Below are 16036 nucleotides of genomic sequence, written 5' to 3' on the forward strand. Positions count from 1 at the left end.
GTCAGCGGGTGGTCAGCACGGCGGCGCTCTCCGCCGGCAGCGTCACGGTGTCGTCGTCCAGCACCGGCAGCTCCGCGGTGGCGAACAGCACCCCGGTCGCCGGGACGTCGAGGTCGATCTCGCGCGGCTGGTCGGACAGGTTCGCGACCACCCGCAGCGAGCCGCGGTACACGACCAGCCAGCGGTCCGCGTCGTCCCAGTGCACCTGCACGGCCGACAGGTCGGGGTCGACGAGGTCGGGGTGCGCCGCGCGCAGCGCGAGCAGCGCCTTGTGCACCTCGAAGAGCTCCGCGTGCGGCGCCCGGCCCAGCTCGGACCAGTCCAGCTTGGAGCGGGTGAACGTCTCCGGGTCCTGCGGATCCGGGACGACGGCGGCGTCCCAGCCGTGCGCGGCGAACTCGCCGATCCGGCCCTCGGCGGTGGCCCGGCCCAGCTCGGGCTCGGGGTGGCTGGTGAAGAACTGCCACGGCGTGCTCGCGCCCCACTCCTCGCCCATGAACAGCATCGGGGTGAAGGGGCTGGTCAGCACCAGGGTGGCGCCGGCCGCGAGCAGGCCGGGGGAGAGCGAGGCGGAGATCCGGTCGCCGACGGCGCGGTTGCCGATCTGGTCGTGGTCCTGCAGGTAGCCGACGAACTTCCAGCCGGGCAGGCTCGCGGTGTCGACCGGGCGGCCGTGGTGCCGGCGGCGGAAGCTCGACCAGTCGCCGGCGTGGAAGAAGGCGCCGGTCAGCGTCCTGGCGACCGCGCCGATGCCGGCCGCGGCGAAGTCGGCGTAGTAGCCCTGTTCCTCACCGGTCAGCGTGGCGTGCAGCGCGTGGTGGAAGTCGTCGCTCCACTGCGCGTCCAGGCCGGTGCCGCCCGCCACCCGGGGGGTGACCATCCGCGGATCGTTGAGGTCGCTCTCGGCGATGAGCGTCAACGGCCGGCCCTCGGCGACCGACAGCCGGTCGACCTCGGTGGCCATCTCCTCGAGCAGGTGGGTGGCGCGCTCGTCGACCAGCGCGTGCACCGCGTCCAGCCGGAGCCCGTCGACGTGCATGTCGCGCAGCCACATCAGCACGTTGTCCAGGATGTAGCGGCGCACCTCGTCGGACTCCGGGCCCGACAGGTTGATCGACTTGCCCCAGCTGTTCGCGCCGCCCTCCGCGAAGATCGGGAAGAACTCCGGCAGGTAGTTCCCCGACGGCCCGAGGTGGTTGTAGACGACGTCCTGGATCACGCCCAGACCGCAGCCGTGGCAGGCGTCGACGAAGCGCTGGTAGGCCTCGGGCCCGCCGTAGGTCTCCTGGACGGCGTACCAGGCGACGCCGTCGTAGCCCCAGTTGTGCGTGCCGTTGAACGCGTTGACCGGCAGCAGCTCGACGAAGCCCACGCCCAGCTCGACCAGGTGGCCGAGCCTGCCGATCGCGGCATCGAAGGTGCCCTCGGGGGTGAACGTGCCGACGTGCAGCTCGTAGACGGCGCTCCCGGCCAGCGGACGGCCGGTCCAGCTGGAGTCACCCCACGGGTACGCCGAGGGGTCGAAGCGGCGGGACAGCCCGTGCACGCCCTCGGGCTGGCGGCGCGAGCGCGGGTCGGGGCGCGGTGTCTCGTCGTCGTCGAGCAGGAAGCCGTAGTCGGCCTCCGGGGCCGCATCCACGGTGGCCCGCCACCAGCCGGCGTCGTCGCGCTGCATGTCGGAGATCGTGCCGTCGACGGTGACGCGCACCCGTTCCGGCAGCGGGGCCCAGACGGAGAACTCGGCGGGCGAGGCGGACGGTGCTGCCATGGGAACTCCTGCTCGGATCGCGGCGGTGCGGCTCCGACGGAGCCTGGCCGATCATGCCCGCCACGGGCGGCGCCAACCGTGGGGTGCCCCACGATCGCGCCCCGGAGGCGGCCGGAGGACGACGTCCTCCGGCCGCCCGGGTGTCACAGCGCCAGCTGCTGGCCCACCCGGATCACGTGCGGGTTCGGCACCGTGGCGGAGTTGCGGCCGTGCAGCTCCTGCCAGCTGGTGCCGTGCGCGGCGGCGATCTCCGCCAGCGTGTCACCGGGACGCACCGTGTAGGTGTCGCCCGAGGCCGCGGGCGCGGGCGCGGGCGCCGCAGCAGGCGCCGGTGCCGGTGCCGGGGCGGGGGCAGCGGCCGCCGGGGTCGTGCCGTCGCGCAGTTGCTTGCCGCACGTCGGCCAGGCGCCGACGCCCTGGGTCAGCAGCACCCGCTCGGCGACCTCGACCTGCTGCGCCGGCGTGGCCAGGTCGGCGCGCGGAGCGAACTCGCCGCCGCCGTGGCCCAGCCACGTGGGCGAGCTGAACTGCAGCCCGCCGTAGTAGCCGTTGCCGGTGTTGATCTGCCAGTTGCCGCTGGACTCGCACTGGGCGACGCCGGACCAGTCGTAGTGCGACGCCGAGGCGGGCCCGGCGAGGACGCCGATCCCGAGGGCGGCGGCGCCGACCGCGACCGTTCCGGCGCGGAGTGCGCTGCGGCGGGCGCGGCTCATGGAGAGGTGGGACATGGGTGATCCTCCGATCACCGCCTGCGGGGTTAGCTGTCGGGTTCGGGCGAATCGGTGCCCGGCCGCTCGCACCCCCGGAAGGGCGCGGCACGGCTTCACCCCGAGACACGCGCTGCGCGTCGGAAGTGGGTTCCCCGTCCCCGTCCTGGGTGGGTCGGTGTCAGGCTGCCGGCGGACGGGGCTCGGCGGTCCGGTGCCTCGCGCCCGTCCGGTGTGGCCCAGGCGCTCTCCCACTGTGAACGAAACCGCCCGGTTCCGCTTCGGTCCGGATCGCTCGGTCCGACATCCGCCCAGCTCGGGCTCCGACAGGCCGGGCCGGAGACGCCGCAGCGTCCCCGGCCTGTAACCCTGCGTTAGTGATCGGCCTCCTGCAGGGACCCACCGCGAGCGTGCGAGTGGTGGGGGGCAGGGGGTCCTTCTTTAGTCGCGGGCGAGCAGTGCGACCGGCAGGCGGGTGAGTAGCTCGGAGACCGCGGCGCCGGACGCGTCGGAGACCACCCGGCTGCCGGTGAGCAGGTCCCGCCACGAGCCGGTGGGCAGGTGCAGCGCGGTATCGCCCCAGCCGGTGCCCGCCAGGCGCACCGGCAGCCGGGTCGCGACGGTGACGGCGCCGCCGCGGTCGAAGGCGACGACGGAGTCCGCCGCCGTTCCGGTGGCCTCGACCGGCGTGTAGCCGCCGAAGGCCTCGGGGACGTCGCGGCGGTGCCGCAGCGCCCGCGAGACGACCAGCAGCTTGGCGGCACCGGTGTCGTCCACGGGCGGTATCCAGCCCTCGTCGAGCCGGGCCAGCGACGAGCGCCGCAGGTCGTAGTCGACCGGACGCCGGTTGTCCGGGTCGACCAGCGAGAAGTCCCACAGCTCGGTGCCCTGGTAGACGTCCGGAACGCCGGCGATGGTCAGTTGCAGGAGCTTCTGCGCCAGCGAGTTCGACCAGCCGAACGGTGCGATCCGCGCCACGAACCGGTCGACCTCCGTGGCGGTCGTCGGGTCGTCGAAGGCGGCGTCGACCAGCGCGTGCAGCTGGTCCTCGAACTCCTGCACCGGGTTCGTCCAGGTCGTCGAGGTGCCGGCCTCGCGGGCGGCCTTCTCCACGTAGGCGTGCGCGCGCTCCCGGGACAGCGGCCACGCCCCGACCAGGTTCTGCCACACCAGGTGGGCGAGCGAGCGGTCGGCCAGCGGGTGCCGATCGAGCCAGCCGCGAACCAGCCCGGCCCACTCGGTGGGCAGCTCGGCCAGCACCGCCAGCCGGGCCCGGACGTCCTCGCTGCGTTTGGTGTCGTGGGTGGACAGCGTGGTCATCGACTCCGGCAGCCGCTCGGCGCGCAGCCGCTGGGCGGCGTGGAAGTCGGCCACCGTCGTCCCGAACCGGGCCGGGTCGCCACCCACCTCGTTGAGCGCGACGAACCGCGCCCACCGGTAGTAGGCGCTGTCCTCGACGCCCTTGGCCATCACCGGGCCCGACGTCTGCTCGAACCGGGTGGCCAGCTCGGAGCCGGCGGTACCCAGCAGTGGGTGCAGGGCATCGACCGCGGCGGTGAGCTCGGGACGGCGCTCCCGGACCGCGCGCACCATCTCGTCGAGGTGCTCGCGGCCGTCGGGCAGGTAGCTGCGGTACACCGGGAAGCCGGCCAGCAGCTCGGCGAGGCCCTCGGTGACCAGCTCGGCCGGCACCCCGGGCAGCTCGCCGACGATCCGGGTCAGCCGGGCCACCTCGGAGCCGAGCATGCCGTCGGTGACCTCGCGCTTGCACATCCGCACCAGCTGCGCGTAGTCCACCCGCGTGCCGGCCAGCTCGGTGTCCAGCGCGGTCAGCGCCGGCTCGCCGGCCGGGTCGACCAGTACCCGGTCGACCTCGGCGAGGGCGTCGTAGCCCGTCGTCCCGGCCGTCGCCCAACCGGCGGGCAGCTGCTCGCCGGGCTCGAGGATCTTCTCCACGACCGTCCACCGGTGCCCGGACAGCCGGGCCAACGCGTCCAGGTACGCCCTCGGGTCGGCGAGGCCGTCGGGGTGGTCGATCCGCAGCGCGTCGACGGCCCCGGACTCCACCAGCTGGCCGACCAGCTCGTGGGTGGCGGCGAAGACGGCGGGGTCCTCGGCGCGCAGCCCGGCGAGGGTGTTGATCGCGAAGAACCGGCGGTAGTTCAGCTCCGCGTCGGCCCGGCGCCAGTCGACCAGCTCGTAGTGCTGGCGGTCGTGGACGGCGACCGGGTCGTCGCCGTCCCGGGCGGTGCCCGGTGCGACCGGGAACCGGTTGTCGTAGTAGCGCAGCTCCCACTCGCCGTCGGCCCGGACCAGCTCCAGCGTGGCCAGGTCCTCGGCGGAGCCGAGCACCGGCAGCCGCACCCGGCCGCCCCCGAAGTCCCAGTCGACGTCGAAGGCGTCGGCGTGCGGGCTGTCCCGGCCGAGCTTGAGCAGGTCCCACCACCAGCCCGACTCGTGCGCGTCGGCCACCCCCATGTGGTTGGGCACCAGGTCCAGCACCAGGCCGAGCCCGGCCGCGTGCAGCGCGGCGACGAACCGGTCGAACCCGGCCCGCCCGCCGCGCGGCTCGTCGATGTGCGCGTGGTCGGTGGTGTCGTACCCGTGGGTGCTGCCGGCCGCGGAGCGCAGCAGCGGCGAGGAGTACGCGTGGGTCGCCCCGAGGTCGGCCAGGTAGCCGGCCACCGCGGCGGCGTCGTCCAGGGTGAAGTCCGCGGTCACCTGCAGCCGGTAGGTGCTGGCCGGCACCTCCCGGCGGCCGTCGCCACCGCGGGTGGGGGCGGTCACGCCGACGCGCACAGCACGACCATGGCCCGGGCGGCGAGGGTGATCGTCTCGCCCGCCTTGACCTCGACCGGCTCCACCTCGCCCATCTCCGCGGTGTCCACGACGACGGTCCAGCCCTCGGCGTACTCGGCCGGTGGCACGGTGAACCCGATGTCCTCGTGCCAGGCGTTGAACGCCAGGTAGAAGCAGTCGTCGACGACGGGGTCGCCGCGCTCGTCGGTGGAGCGGATGCCGTGGCCGTTGAGGTAGACGCCGATCGACTTGGCGTACGCGGCGTCCCAGTCCTCCTCGGTCATCAGCTCGCCGGCGTGGGTGAACCAGGCGATGTCGGGAACCGGGTCGCCCTCCTCGCGCCGCACCGGCCGGCCGTGGAAGAACCGGCGTCGCTGGAAGGTGGGGTGCTCGGTGCGCAGCCGGGTGACCAGCTTGGTGAACTCCAGCAGCCCCTCGTCGACGTGCTCCCAGTCGATCCAGGTCAGCTCGGAGTCCTGGCAGTAGCCGTTGTTGTTCCCGCCCTGGCTGCGGCCCAGCTCGTCGCCGTGCAGCAGCATCGGCACGCCCTGCGACAGCATCAGCGTGGTGATGAAGTTGCGCCGCTGCCGGGCGCGGAGCTCGAGGATCTCGACCTCGTCGGTGTCGCCCTCGGCGCCGTGGTTCCAGCTGCGGTTGTGGCTCTCGCCGTCGTTGTTGTCCTCGCCGTTGGCCTCGTTGTGCTTCTCGTTGTAGGAGACGAGGTCGTTGAGCGTGAAGCCGTCGTGCGCGGTGACGAAGTTGATGCTCGCCACCGGGCGCCGGCCGGAGTGCTGGTACAGGTCGGCCGAGCCGGTGAGCCGGCTGGCGAACTCGCCCACGGTGGCGTCCTCGCCGCGCCAGAAGTCGCGCACGGTGTCGCGGTACTTGCCGTTCCACTCCGTCCACAGCGCCGGGAAGTTGCCCACCTGGTAGCCGCCGTCGCCGATGTCCCAGGGCTCGGCGATCAGCTTCACCTGGCTGACGATCGGGTCCTGGTGCACCAGGTCGAAGAACGCGGACAGCCGGTCGACCTCGTGGAACTGGCGGGCCAGGGTCGAGGCGAGGTCGAAGCGGAAGCCGTCGACGTGCATCTCGGTGATCCAGTAGCGGAGCGAGTCCATGATCATCTGCAGCGACTGCGGGGTCCGGACGTTGAGCGAGTTCCCGGTGCCCGTGGTGTCCATGTAGTACTGCTTGTCGTCCTCGACCAGCCGGTAGTAGGCGACGTTGTCGATGCCCTTCAACGACAGCGTCGGGCCCAGATGGTTGCCCTCGGCGGTGTGGTTGTAGACCACGTCGAGGATGACCTCGATGCCCGCCTCGTGGAGGGTGCGGACCATCCCCTTGAACTCGGCGACCTGCATCCCGTTGGTGGTGTTGCTGGCGTACTCGTTGTGCGGGGCGAAGAAACCGATGGTGTTGTAGCCCCAGTAGTTGCGCAGCCCCTTCCGCTCGAGCGCGTCGTCCTGCACGAACTGGTGCACCGGCATGAGCTCGATCGCGGTCACGCCCAGCTCGGTGAGGTGCTCGATGATCGCCGGGTGGGCGAGGGCGGCGTACGTGCCGCGCAGCTCCTCGGGTACCCGGGGATGGGTCATCGTGAGGCCCTTGACGTGCGCCTCGTAGATGACCGTCTTGTGGTACGGGATGCGCGGCGGGCGGTCCACGCCCCAGTCGAAGTACGGGTTGACGACGACCGACTTCGGCATGTGCTTGGCCGAGTCCTGGTCGTTGCGCTTGCCGGTCTTGAAGCTGTAGCCGAAGACGGAGGGATGCCACCGGACGCCGCCGTCGATCGCCTTGGCGTACGGGTCGAGCAGCAGCTTGTGCGGGTTGCACCGCTGGCCCTGGGACGGGTCGTAGGGCCCGTGCACCCGGAAGCCGTAGCGCTGGCCGGGCTGGACGCCGGGCACGAAACCGTGCCACACGTGCGCGTCCATCTCGGGCAGCTTGATGCGCTCTTCCTTGCCCGCGTCGTTGAACAGGCACAGTTCGATCTTCTCGGCCACCTCGCTGTAGATCGCGAAGTTCGTGCCGGTCCCGTCATAGCTCGCGCCGAGGGGGTAGGCGGTACCGGGCCACACGTTGGTGGTCATGGGCGGGTCTTCCTCCTGGATGGTGGCCCCGGGGGTCGGGGCCGGAGCACGCCGCTGTCGCGGCGGCACGGATATCAAGCGTGCGTTGCCCGATCCTGCGGCCAACCACACGTCACGGTGCGGTGACGGGCAGCACGACGCCCCACCGCTCCCGGACGACGCTCGCAACCCGTTCTGTCACACCTCCGTCGTACCGTCGTGCCGTGCCCACCTCCACGGACATCCGGCCCACTCGAGGGCGTTTCCGCGTCGTCAGCGAGTTCCAGCCCGCCGGCGACCAGCCGGCCGCGATCAAGGCGCTGGCCGAGCGGGTCAACGCCGGTGACACGGACACCGTGCTGCTCGGGGCCACCGGCACCGGCAAGTCCGCGACGACGGCCTGGCTGATCGAGCAGGTGCAGCGGCCCACCCTGGTGATGGCGCCGAACAAGACGCTCGCGGCGCAGCTGGCGAACGAGTTCAAGGAGCTGCTGCCCGACGCGGCGGTGGAGTACTTCGTCTCCTACTACGACTACTACCAGCCCGAGGCGTACGTCCCGCAGACCGACACCTACATCGAGAAGGACTCCTCGATCAACGAGGAGGTGGAGCGGCTGCGCCACTCGGCGACGAACAGCCTGCTCACCCGGCGTGACGTGGTCGTGGTGTCCACCGTCTCCTGCATCTACGGCCTGGGCACGCCACAGGAGTACGTGGAGCGGGCACTGAAGGTGAAGGTGGGGGAGCAGCGCGACCGCGAGGAACTGCTGCGCACCCTGGTCACCGAGCAGTACACCCGCAACGACCTGTCCTTCACCCGCGGCACCTTCCGGGTCCGGGGCGACACGATCGAGGTCTTCCCGGTCTACGAGGAGCTGGCCTGCCGGATCGAGATGTTCGGCGACGAGATCGAGCGGCTGTACTACCTGCACCCGCTCACCGGTGAGGTGATCCGCGAGGTCGACGAGCTGTTCGTCTTCCCGGCCACCCACTACGTCGCCGGCCCCGAGCGCATGGAGCGGGCGATCGCCACGATCGAGGCGGAGCTGGAGCAGCGACTGGCGGAGCTGGACAGGCAGGGCAAGCTGCTCGAGTCGCAGCGGCTGCGCATGCGCACCACCTACGACATCGAGATGATGCGGCAGGTCGGCTTCTGCTCGGGCATCGAGAACTACTCACGGCACATCGACGGCCGGGCCCCGGGCTCGGCCGGTGCCTGCCTCATCGACTACTTCCCCGACGACTTCCTGCTCGTCATCGACGAGTCCCACGTCACCGTGCCGCAGATCGGCGGCATGTACGAGGGTGACATGAGCCGCAAGCGCACCCTGGTCGACCACGGCTTCCGGCTGCCCTCGGCGATGGACAACCGCCCGCTGCGGTGGGAGGAGTTCACCGACCGGATCGGCCAGACGGTTTACCTGTCCGCGACGCCGGGGAAGTACGAGCTCGGCCGCACGCAGGGCGAGTTCGTCGAGCAGGTCATCCGGCCCACCGGCCTGGTCGACCCGCAGGTCGTCCTCAAGCCGACCAAGGGCCAGATCGACGACCTGGTCCACGAGATCCGGCTGCGCACCGACAAGGACGAACGGGTCCTGGTCACCACGCTGACCAAGAAGATGTCCGAGGACCTCACCGACTACCTGCTGGAGCTGGGCATCAAGGTCCGCTACCTGCACTCGGAGGTCGACACGCTGCGTCGCGTCGAGCTGCTGCGCGAGCTGCGGCAGGGCGAGTACGACGTGCTGGTCGGGATCAACCTGCTGCGTGAGGGGCTCGACCTGCCGGAGGTCTCGCTGGTGGCGATCCTCGACGCGGACAAGGAGGGCTTCCTGCGCTCCGGGACGTCGCTGATCCAGACCATCGGCCGCGCCGCGCGCAACGTGTCCGGTGAGGTCCACATGTACGCCGACAAGATCACCCCGTCGATGGCGCAGGCCATCGACGAGACCAGCCGGCGTCGGGAGAAGCAGATCGCCTACAACCAGGAGCGCGGCGTCGACCCGCAGCCGCTGCGGAAGAAGATCGTCGACATCCTCGACGGCATCTACGCCGCCGCCGAGGACGTCGAGTCCACCGAGCTGCTCGGCGGGTCCGGCCGGCAGCAGTCCCGCGGTAAGTCGCCCGTGCCGGGGCTGTCGTCCCGGACGAGTGGCAAGAAGGCCGGGGCGATCGACGTCCAGGGGCTGCCCCGCAACGAGCTGGCCGATCTGATCGCGACGATGAACGAGCAGATGTTGTCCGCCGCGCGGGAGCTGCAGTTCGAGGTCGCCGCCCGGCTCCGCGACGAGCTGAACGAGTTGAAGAGGGAGCTGCGGCAGTTCGACGCCGCGCACGCCTGAGCAGCGCCGCCATCCGGGAAATCGCCGATGGCCGCGGGAACTGTGCGCAACGGCCGTTCGTAGGGGACGCTGGGGCCGGGAACGCCGGGTCCGGTGCGTTGATGCGCCGGGTTGAGCGGGCCTCACGTGGAGGGGAGTATCCCGACCGCGGCAGCGTCGTCAACACGGGATCCGATGGTCCCCGGCGCTGCCGGCCGACCCGTCTCGCGGGCCGGCGGGAGAGACCTCCGGTGCTGACACGAGCCAGACAACCGGAGGAACTGCATGGACGTCCCCTTGTGGGTGTGGGGCATCACGGTCGCCGCGATCATCGGGATGCTCGTCTTCGACTTCTACGGCCACGTGCGGACGCCGCACGCGCCGACCCTGAAGGAATCGGGTACCTGGTCGGCGATCTACGTCGGCATCGCGCTGGTGTTCGGACTGATCGTGCTGTGGGTCTGGGGGCCCACCTACGGCGGCGAGTACTTCGCCGGCTGGGTCACCGAGAAGAGCCTGTCGGTCGACAACCTCTTCGTCTTCGTGCTGATCATGGCCAGCTTCGCGGTTCCCCGTCAGCTGCAGCAGAAGGTGCTGCTCTTCGGCATCGCCTTCGCGCTGGTGCTGCGGACGATCTTCATCTTCCTGGGTGCCGCGGCGATCGAGAACTTCAGCTGGATCTTCTACCTCTTCGGCGGGTTCCTCCTCTACACCGCCTACGCGCAGGCGAAGGGCGGCGGGCACGACGAGGAAGAGGAGTTCAAGGAGAACTCCGTCCTCCGGCTCACCCGCAAGGTGGTGCCCACCACCGAGGAGTACCACTCCGACCGGCTCACCGCGAAGATCAGCGGCAAGCGGCACATCACCCCCTTGGCCATCGCGCTGATCGCCATCGGCAGCGCCGACATCCTCTTCGCCGTCGATTCCATCCCGGCGATCTTCGGTCTGACCCAGGAGACGTACCTCGTCTTCACCGCGAACGCGTTCGCGTTGCTGGGCCTGCGCCAGCTGTTCTTCCTGCTCGACGGGCTGCTCGACAAGCTCGTGTACCTGGCCTACGGCTTGTCCGTCATCCTCGGCTTCATCGGCATCAAGCTCGTCATCCACGCGCTGCACGAGAACACGCTGCCGTTCATCAACGGCGGCGAGCACGTCACGGCGGTCCCGGAGATCCCGACCTGGTTGTCTCTGCTGGTCATCCTGGTCACCCTCCTGGTCACCACCGTGCTGAGCCTGCGGAAGAACAAGCGCGACGAGGCGCAGCGCCGGGCCACCCACCCCGGTGCCGGGGACCCCGGCGCGGACAGCACCGGCCGGCACATCGGCGCCCCCGGCGTGCCGGACGCGCCGTCGACGGACGCCCCGCCGACGCCGCGGGACGTTCCGGTGACCGAGCAGGGGCCCCGCGACCAGCGCTGAGCAGTCGGCTGACCTGGGCAGTGCCGGGGCGGTGCCCGGACGGCGATCGTCGTCCGGGCACCGCCCCGGTGCGTCTCTCCGGAGCGCCCACCCCGATCCTCGCCCGCCGACTGCACGGGGGGCCTCGGCGGCCGAGGCCAGCGAGGTTCTACGGCGGCTGGTGGAACGACCGCAGCCGACCGTCTCCGGCGGGAACAGGCCGGCGGCGTTCCCGGTTGGGGGCGGGTTGTGACCCCCACGACGGACGCCGGCCGGATCGCTGCGCTCGTCGGCCTGCTGTTCGGCCTCGCCGGCATGGGCAGCGCGGCCGTCGCCGTCACCCTGCCGGCCATCGCCGCGGACCTCGACCTGACCACGGGCGGGGTCTCGTGGGTGATCAGCCTCTACGCGCTGATGCTCGCCGTCGCGACCGCCGTCTACGGTCGGGTCGCCGATCTGGCGGGCATCCGGCTGCCGCTGGTCGTGGGCGTGGGGCTGATGACCGCCGGTGCGGTGCTGGGCGCCTTCGCCCCGAGCTTCGAGGTGCTGCTGGCCGCCCGGCTCCTGCAGGGGACCGGCGCCGCCGCCGTCCCGGTGCTCGGCATGGCGATCGTCAGCGCCAAGTACGAGGGCGCGGTCCGTTCCACCGCCCTGGGCCGGGTCGCCGGGACGGCGGCCGCGGTGAGCGCGCTGGGGCCGCTCGCCGGCGGCCTGGTGGAGGACCTGTCCAGCTGGCGCGCGGTCGTGGCGCTGCCCGCGCTGGGGCTGCTGCTGGTCCCGGTCCTCTGGCGTTCGGTCCCGAGCACGGGAACCGGCGCGCGGCTGGACGTCCTCGGCGCAGTGCTCGTGGCGGCCACTGCCGCCGGGCTGGTGCTGCTGGTCCAGTCGCCCTCCTCGGGGGCGGTGATCGCCACCGTCGGCGCGCTGCTGCTCGGGCTGGGCGTACCCGCGGTCGCCGCGCAGGTCCGCCGTCGGCCCGAGGGCTTCCTGCCGAGAGCGGTGCTCCGCGAGCCGGTCGTGGTGCGCAGCGCCCTCGCCGCCTCCGCGGTCCCGGCGGCCTGGTTCGCGCTGCTCATCGCGGTGCCGGCCGTCCTCGCCGGGCAGGGCTGGACGCCGTTGCACATCGGGCTGGCCCTGGTGCCCAGCGCGGTCACCGGGTTCCTCGCGCCGCGGTTGTCCGGGCCGCTGATCGCCCGGCTCGGGCCCGCCCGCTCGCTGGCGATGTCCGGGGTGACAGCGGCGCTGGCGCTCGTCGTCGCCGCCGCCGGCGCGGCCAGCGGCTCCGCTCCGGCGCTGGTGGTGGCCGTCGTCCTGGTGACCCTCGCCTTCGGGGTGGGCCAGCCCGCCCTCATGGCCGCGGTGGGGAGTGCCGTCCCGGCCGACGTCCGCGGGGTGGCCCTCGGCATCGCCACGCTGGTGTTCCTCGTCGGCGGCGGCGTCGGCTCGGCCGTGGTCGGCGGTGCGGGGGAGGTCCTCGGGCTCGACCGCAGTCTGCTGCTGCTCGCGCTGCTGCCGGTCGTCGGCGCGCTCGGCCTGGTGCGCGCCATCCGCCGGGAGCGGCTCACCTCCTGAGCCGACCGGCGCGATGGGGCACCGGCGTCCGGCCGGCCCTCGGTTAGCGTGCGCTCATGCGGCCGACCGACCTGTCCCTGCTGCGCGTCCCCGGTGTGCCGGCGGTGTCCCCGGACGGGCGCACCGCCGTCGTCGCCGTCACCCGGCTGGACCTGGTGGCCGACGAGTACCGCAGCCAGCTCTGGACGGTGCCCACCGACGCCACCGCGCCGGCGCGGCCGTTGACCTCCGGGCACACCGACAGCGCCCCGGCCTTCTCCCCGGACGGTCGCTGGCTGGCCTACCTGTCGGCCGAGCCGAAGGGCCGGCCGCAGGTGCACGTGCTGGCCGTGGGGGGAGGGTCCGCCCGGCGGCTGACCGACCACCACCTCGGCGCCGGTGCGCCGGTGTGGTCGCCCGACTCCCGCCGGCTGGCCTACACCGCGCGCCTGCCCGAGCCCGGCCGGTACGGCACCGACGAGGACGTCCCGGCATCGGCGGAGGCCCCCCGGCTGATCACCACGCTGAAGTACCGACAGGACGCGCTGGGCTTCGGCACCGACCGCCGCAGCCACGTGTTCGTCGTCGACCTGCCCGGCGAGCTCGACGACGACGCGGCGCCCACACCGCAGCCGGTGCAGATCACCGACGGCGACGTGGACGACAGCGACGTCACGTGGAGCCCGGACGGCACCGAGCTGGCGTTCGTCTCCGCCCGGCACGAGCGCGCCGACGCCGATTTGGTCACCGACGTGTACGTGGTGCGCACCGACGGTTCGGAGCTGCGCCGGGTCACCGCGGGACGGTCGGGGTGCTTGCAACCGGCCTACGGCCCGGACGGCGACACCCTGTACCTCACCGCGCAGCCCGACCTCGGACCCGCGGGCGTGGACTTCGTCGCCCGCAACGCCACGCTGTGCCGGGTGCCGGTCTCCGGCGGGGACCCGGTACCGGTGCTCGACCCGGAGGAGCACGACCGGGGGGACGAGACGCCCACGACCGTCGTCGCTGACGGGGCTGCCTTCTTCGGGGTCCAGCGGCGCGGCTCGGTGGAGCTGCTGCGGGTGCCGCTGGACGGCAGCGAGCCCGAGGAGCTGGTCGACGGGTCGTTCACCGTCCGCGGCGTCGGGGTCGGCGGTGGCGTGGTCGTGGCCACCGTCGCGCACGACCGCTCGGCCGGCGAGCTGATCGCGATCACGCCCGGCCGCCGGCGGCTGCTCACCCGCTTCGGCGCCCCGCTCCAGGCCACCGGCCGGCTGCACCGGATGCGCGAGCGGACGGCGACCGCCCCCGACGGCTACCCGGTGCACGGCTGGCTCACCACGCCGGCGGGGCCGGGGCCGCATCCGGTGCTGCTCACCGTGCACGGTGGCCCGTTCTCGCAGTACGGCTGGACCCTGTTCGACGAGACCCAGGCCTACGTCGAAGCCGGTTACGCGGTGCTGCAGTGCAACCCGCGGGGCTCGTCGGGTTACGGGCAGGCGCACGGGCGGGTCATCAAGGAGCACATGGGCGAGCTCGACGCGGCCGACGTGCTCGCCTTCCTCGACGACGCGCTGGCCGATCCCGTCCTCGACCCGTCCCGCGTGGGCTTGATGGGCGGGTCGTACGGCGGCTTCCTGACCACGCTGCTGCTGGGTCGCACCGACCGGTTCGCGGCCGGCATCAGCGAGCGGGCGTTCAACGATCCGGTGAGCTTCGTCGGTTCCTCGGACATCGGGTTCTACTTCGCCGACCAGTACGTGGGCACCGACCCGGTGCGGATCGCCGCGCAGTCGCCGCTGGCGCACGCGCACGAGATCACCACGCCGACCCTCGTCGTCCATTCGGAGGAGGACTGGCGTTGCCCGCTGGAGCAGGGCACCCGGCTCTACGTCGAGCTCAAGCGCCGCGGCGTCCCCACCGAGTTGCTGCTGTTCCCGGGAGAGGGCCACGAGCTGTCCCGGTCCGGCCGGCCGAAGCACCGGCTGGCCCGGCTGGAGCACGTGCTGCGCTGGTGGGCCCGGTGGCTGCCCACCGCGCAGAACCCGTCGTCGGTGGGGGAGCTGACCGCCGGGCCGCCGGCCGGAGACGGTGCGGCGGACAGCGCAGGACCGGCCGAGGCCGCGGCCGTGGACGGCGAGCCGTCCGGACGGCGCGGCGAGATGCTCACCGTGCCGGCCACCCGGCTCTGAAGCCGACGATCGAGAGGGAGGAGGACAGGTGGTCACACGACGGGTACCGCGCTGGTCCGAGCTGTCGGAGCTGATCCGGCCACGGGTGCTGCCCGGCGACGCGACCGACCGGCGGCTGGGCCGGGCGGCCACCATCGGGGACCTGCGGGACCTGGCCCGGCGCACGGTGCCGCGGGCGGTGTTCGACTACACCGACGGCGCGGCCGGCGCCGAGATCAGCCTGCGCCGGTCCCGGGAGGCGTTCGCCCGGGTCGAGTTCCGGCCCAGCGTGCTGCGTGACGTCTCGGTCGTCGACACCGGCACGACCCTGCTGGGCCGGCCGTCCCCGGTCCCGTTCGTGCTCGCACCGACCGGGTTCACCCGGCTGATGCACACCGCGGGGGAGCCCGCGGTGGCCCGGGTGGCCGAGCGGGTCGGGCTGCCGTACGGGCTGTCCACCATGGGCACGACGTCGCTGGAGGACCTGGCCGCGGCAGCGCCGGGCGCCCGCCGGTGGTTCCAGCTCTACCTGTGGCGCGACCGGGCGGCCAGCGCCGACCTGGTCGAGCGGGCCCGGGCAGCCGGCTACGAGGCGCTGGTGCTCACCGTGGACACCCCGGTGGCCGGGCCCCGGCTGCGCGACGTCCGCAACGGGTTCACCATCCCGCCGGCGCTCTCGCTGCGCACGATGGCCAACGCCGCGGTGCACCCGCGCTGGTGGATCGACCTGCTGACCACCCCGCCGCTGGAGTTCGCGTCGCTGAACTCGTGGGGTGGCACCGTCGCCGAGCTCGCCGACCGGGTGTTCGAGCCGGCCGCCACGCTGGCCGACCTGGCCGACCTGCGGGCCACGTGGCCCGGGAAGCTGGTGGTCAAGGGCGTGCAGACCGCCGAGGACGCCCGGGCGGTGGTGGACGCCGGCGCGGACGCCGTCGTCGTCTCCAACCACGGCGGCCGACAGCTGGACCGGGCACCGACGCCGCTGGAGGAGCTGCCGCACGTGGTGCGGGCCGTCGACGGGCGGGCCGAGGTGTACCTGGACGGCGGGGTGCTGGAGGGCGCGGACATCGTCGCCGCCGTCGCCTCCGGGGCGCAGGGGGTGCTGGTCGGCCGGGCCTACCTCTACGGGCTGATGGCCGGTGGGGAGCGCGGCGTCCAGCGGGCGGTCAACCTGCTGTCCGCGGAGGTGGCCCGCACGCTGGCCCTGCTCGGCGTCCCGTCGGTGGCGGAACTGACGCCGGACCGAGTGCGACTGCGACCGTGA

At 72.7% G+C, this 16036-nt stretch carries 9 protein-coding genes and 1 riboswitch; of the genes, 5 read left to right on the forward strand and 4 right to left on the reverse strand.

Annotated elements, in window-relative coordinates; genetic code table 11:
* Position 1: 1 nt before the first annotated feature.
* From treZ to glgX, 4 genes are all read right to left on the reverse strand, one after another.
* Positions 2-1768: a malto-oligosyltrehalose trehalohydrolase gene (gene treZ, locus ACYVG5_RS03200; protein ID WP_222046533.1), complete on the reverse strand. Its 1767-nt coding sequence runs from the start codon at positions 1766-1768 to the stop codon at positions 2-4.
* 143 nt (positions 1769-1911) lie between these two features.
* Positions 1912-2496, reverse strand: coding sequence for a LysM peptidoglycan-binding domain-containing protein (locus ACYVG5_RS03205; protein WP_222046535.1), 585 nt, complete (start codon positions 2494-2496; stop codon positions 1912-1914).
* A gap of 3 nt (positions 2497-2499) precedes the next feature.
* Positions 2500-2663: riboswitch (cyclic di-AMP (ydaO/yuaA leader) on the reverse strand.
* Positions 2664-2916: 253 nt separating this feature from the next.
* Positions 2917-5274 (reverse strand): malto-oligosyltrehalose synthase, encoded by a 2358-nt coding sequence (gene treY / locus ACYVG5_RS03210; protein ID WP_460682958.1) that lies wholly within the window; start codon positions 5272-5274, stop codon positions 2917-2919.
* Entirely contained in the window at positions 5259-7370 is a 2112-nt protein-coding gene (gene glgX / locus ACYVG5_RS03215; RefSeq protein ID WP_222046966.1) for a glycogen debranching protein GlgX, read from the reverse strand. The genes treY and glgX overlap by 16 nt, the downstream gene beginning before the upstream one ends.
* A gap of 203 nt (positions 7371-7573) precedes the next feature.
* Here glgX and uvrB point away from each other — a divergent pair, with 203 nt between their 5' ends.
* The 5 genes from uvrB to ACYVG5_RS03240 all read left to right on the forward strand — a co-directional run bounded on the left by uvrB (position 7574) and on the right by ACYVG5_RS03240 (position 16036).
* The gene (gene uvrB / locus ACYVG5_RS03220) at positions 7574-9691 is read left to right on the forward strand and encodes an excinuclease ABC subunit UvrB (protein ID WP_222046537.1); all 2118 of its coding nucleotides are present in this window, start codon (positions 7574-7576) and stop codon (positions 9689-9691) included.
* A gap of 264 nt (positions 9692-9955) precedes the next feature.
* Entirely contained in the window at positions 9956-11089 is a 1134-nt protein-coding gene (locus ACYVG5_RS03225) for a TerC family protein (RefSeq protein WP_222046539.1), read from the forward strand.
* A gap of 228 nt (positions 11090-11317) precedes the next feature.
* On the forward strand, positions 11318-12640 hold the full coding sequence (locus ACYVG5_RS03230; protein ID WP_222046541.1) for an MFS transporter: 1323 nt from the start codon (positions 11318-11320) through the stop codon (positions 12638-12640).
* Positions 12641-12696: 56 nt separating this feature from the next.
* Positions 12697-14793, forward strand: a complete 2097-nt coding sequence (locus ACYVG5_RS03235; protein ID WP_222046543.1) for a S9 family peptidase — start codon at positions 12697-12699, stop codon at positions 14791-14793.
* Positions 14794-14821: 28 nt separating this feature from the next.
* Complete coding sequence (locus ACYVG5_RS03240; RefSeq protein WP_222046545.1) at positions 14822-16036, forward strand: alpha-hydroxy acid oxidase; 1215 nt, start codon at positions 14822-14824, stop codon at positions 16034-16036.

Source organism: Modestobacter lapidis (assembly GCF_054780755.1).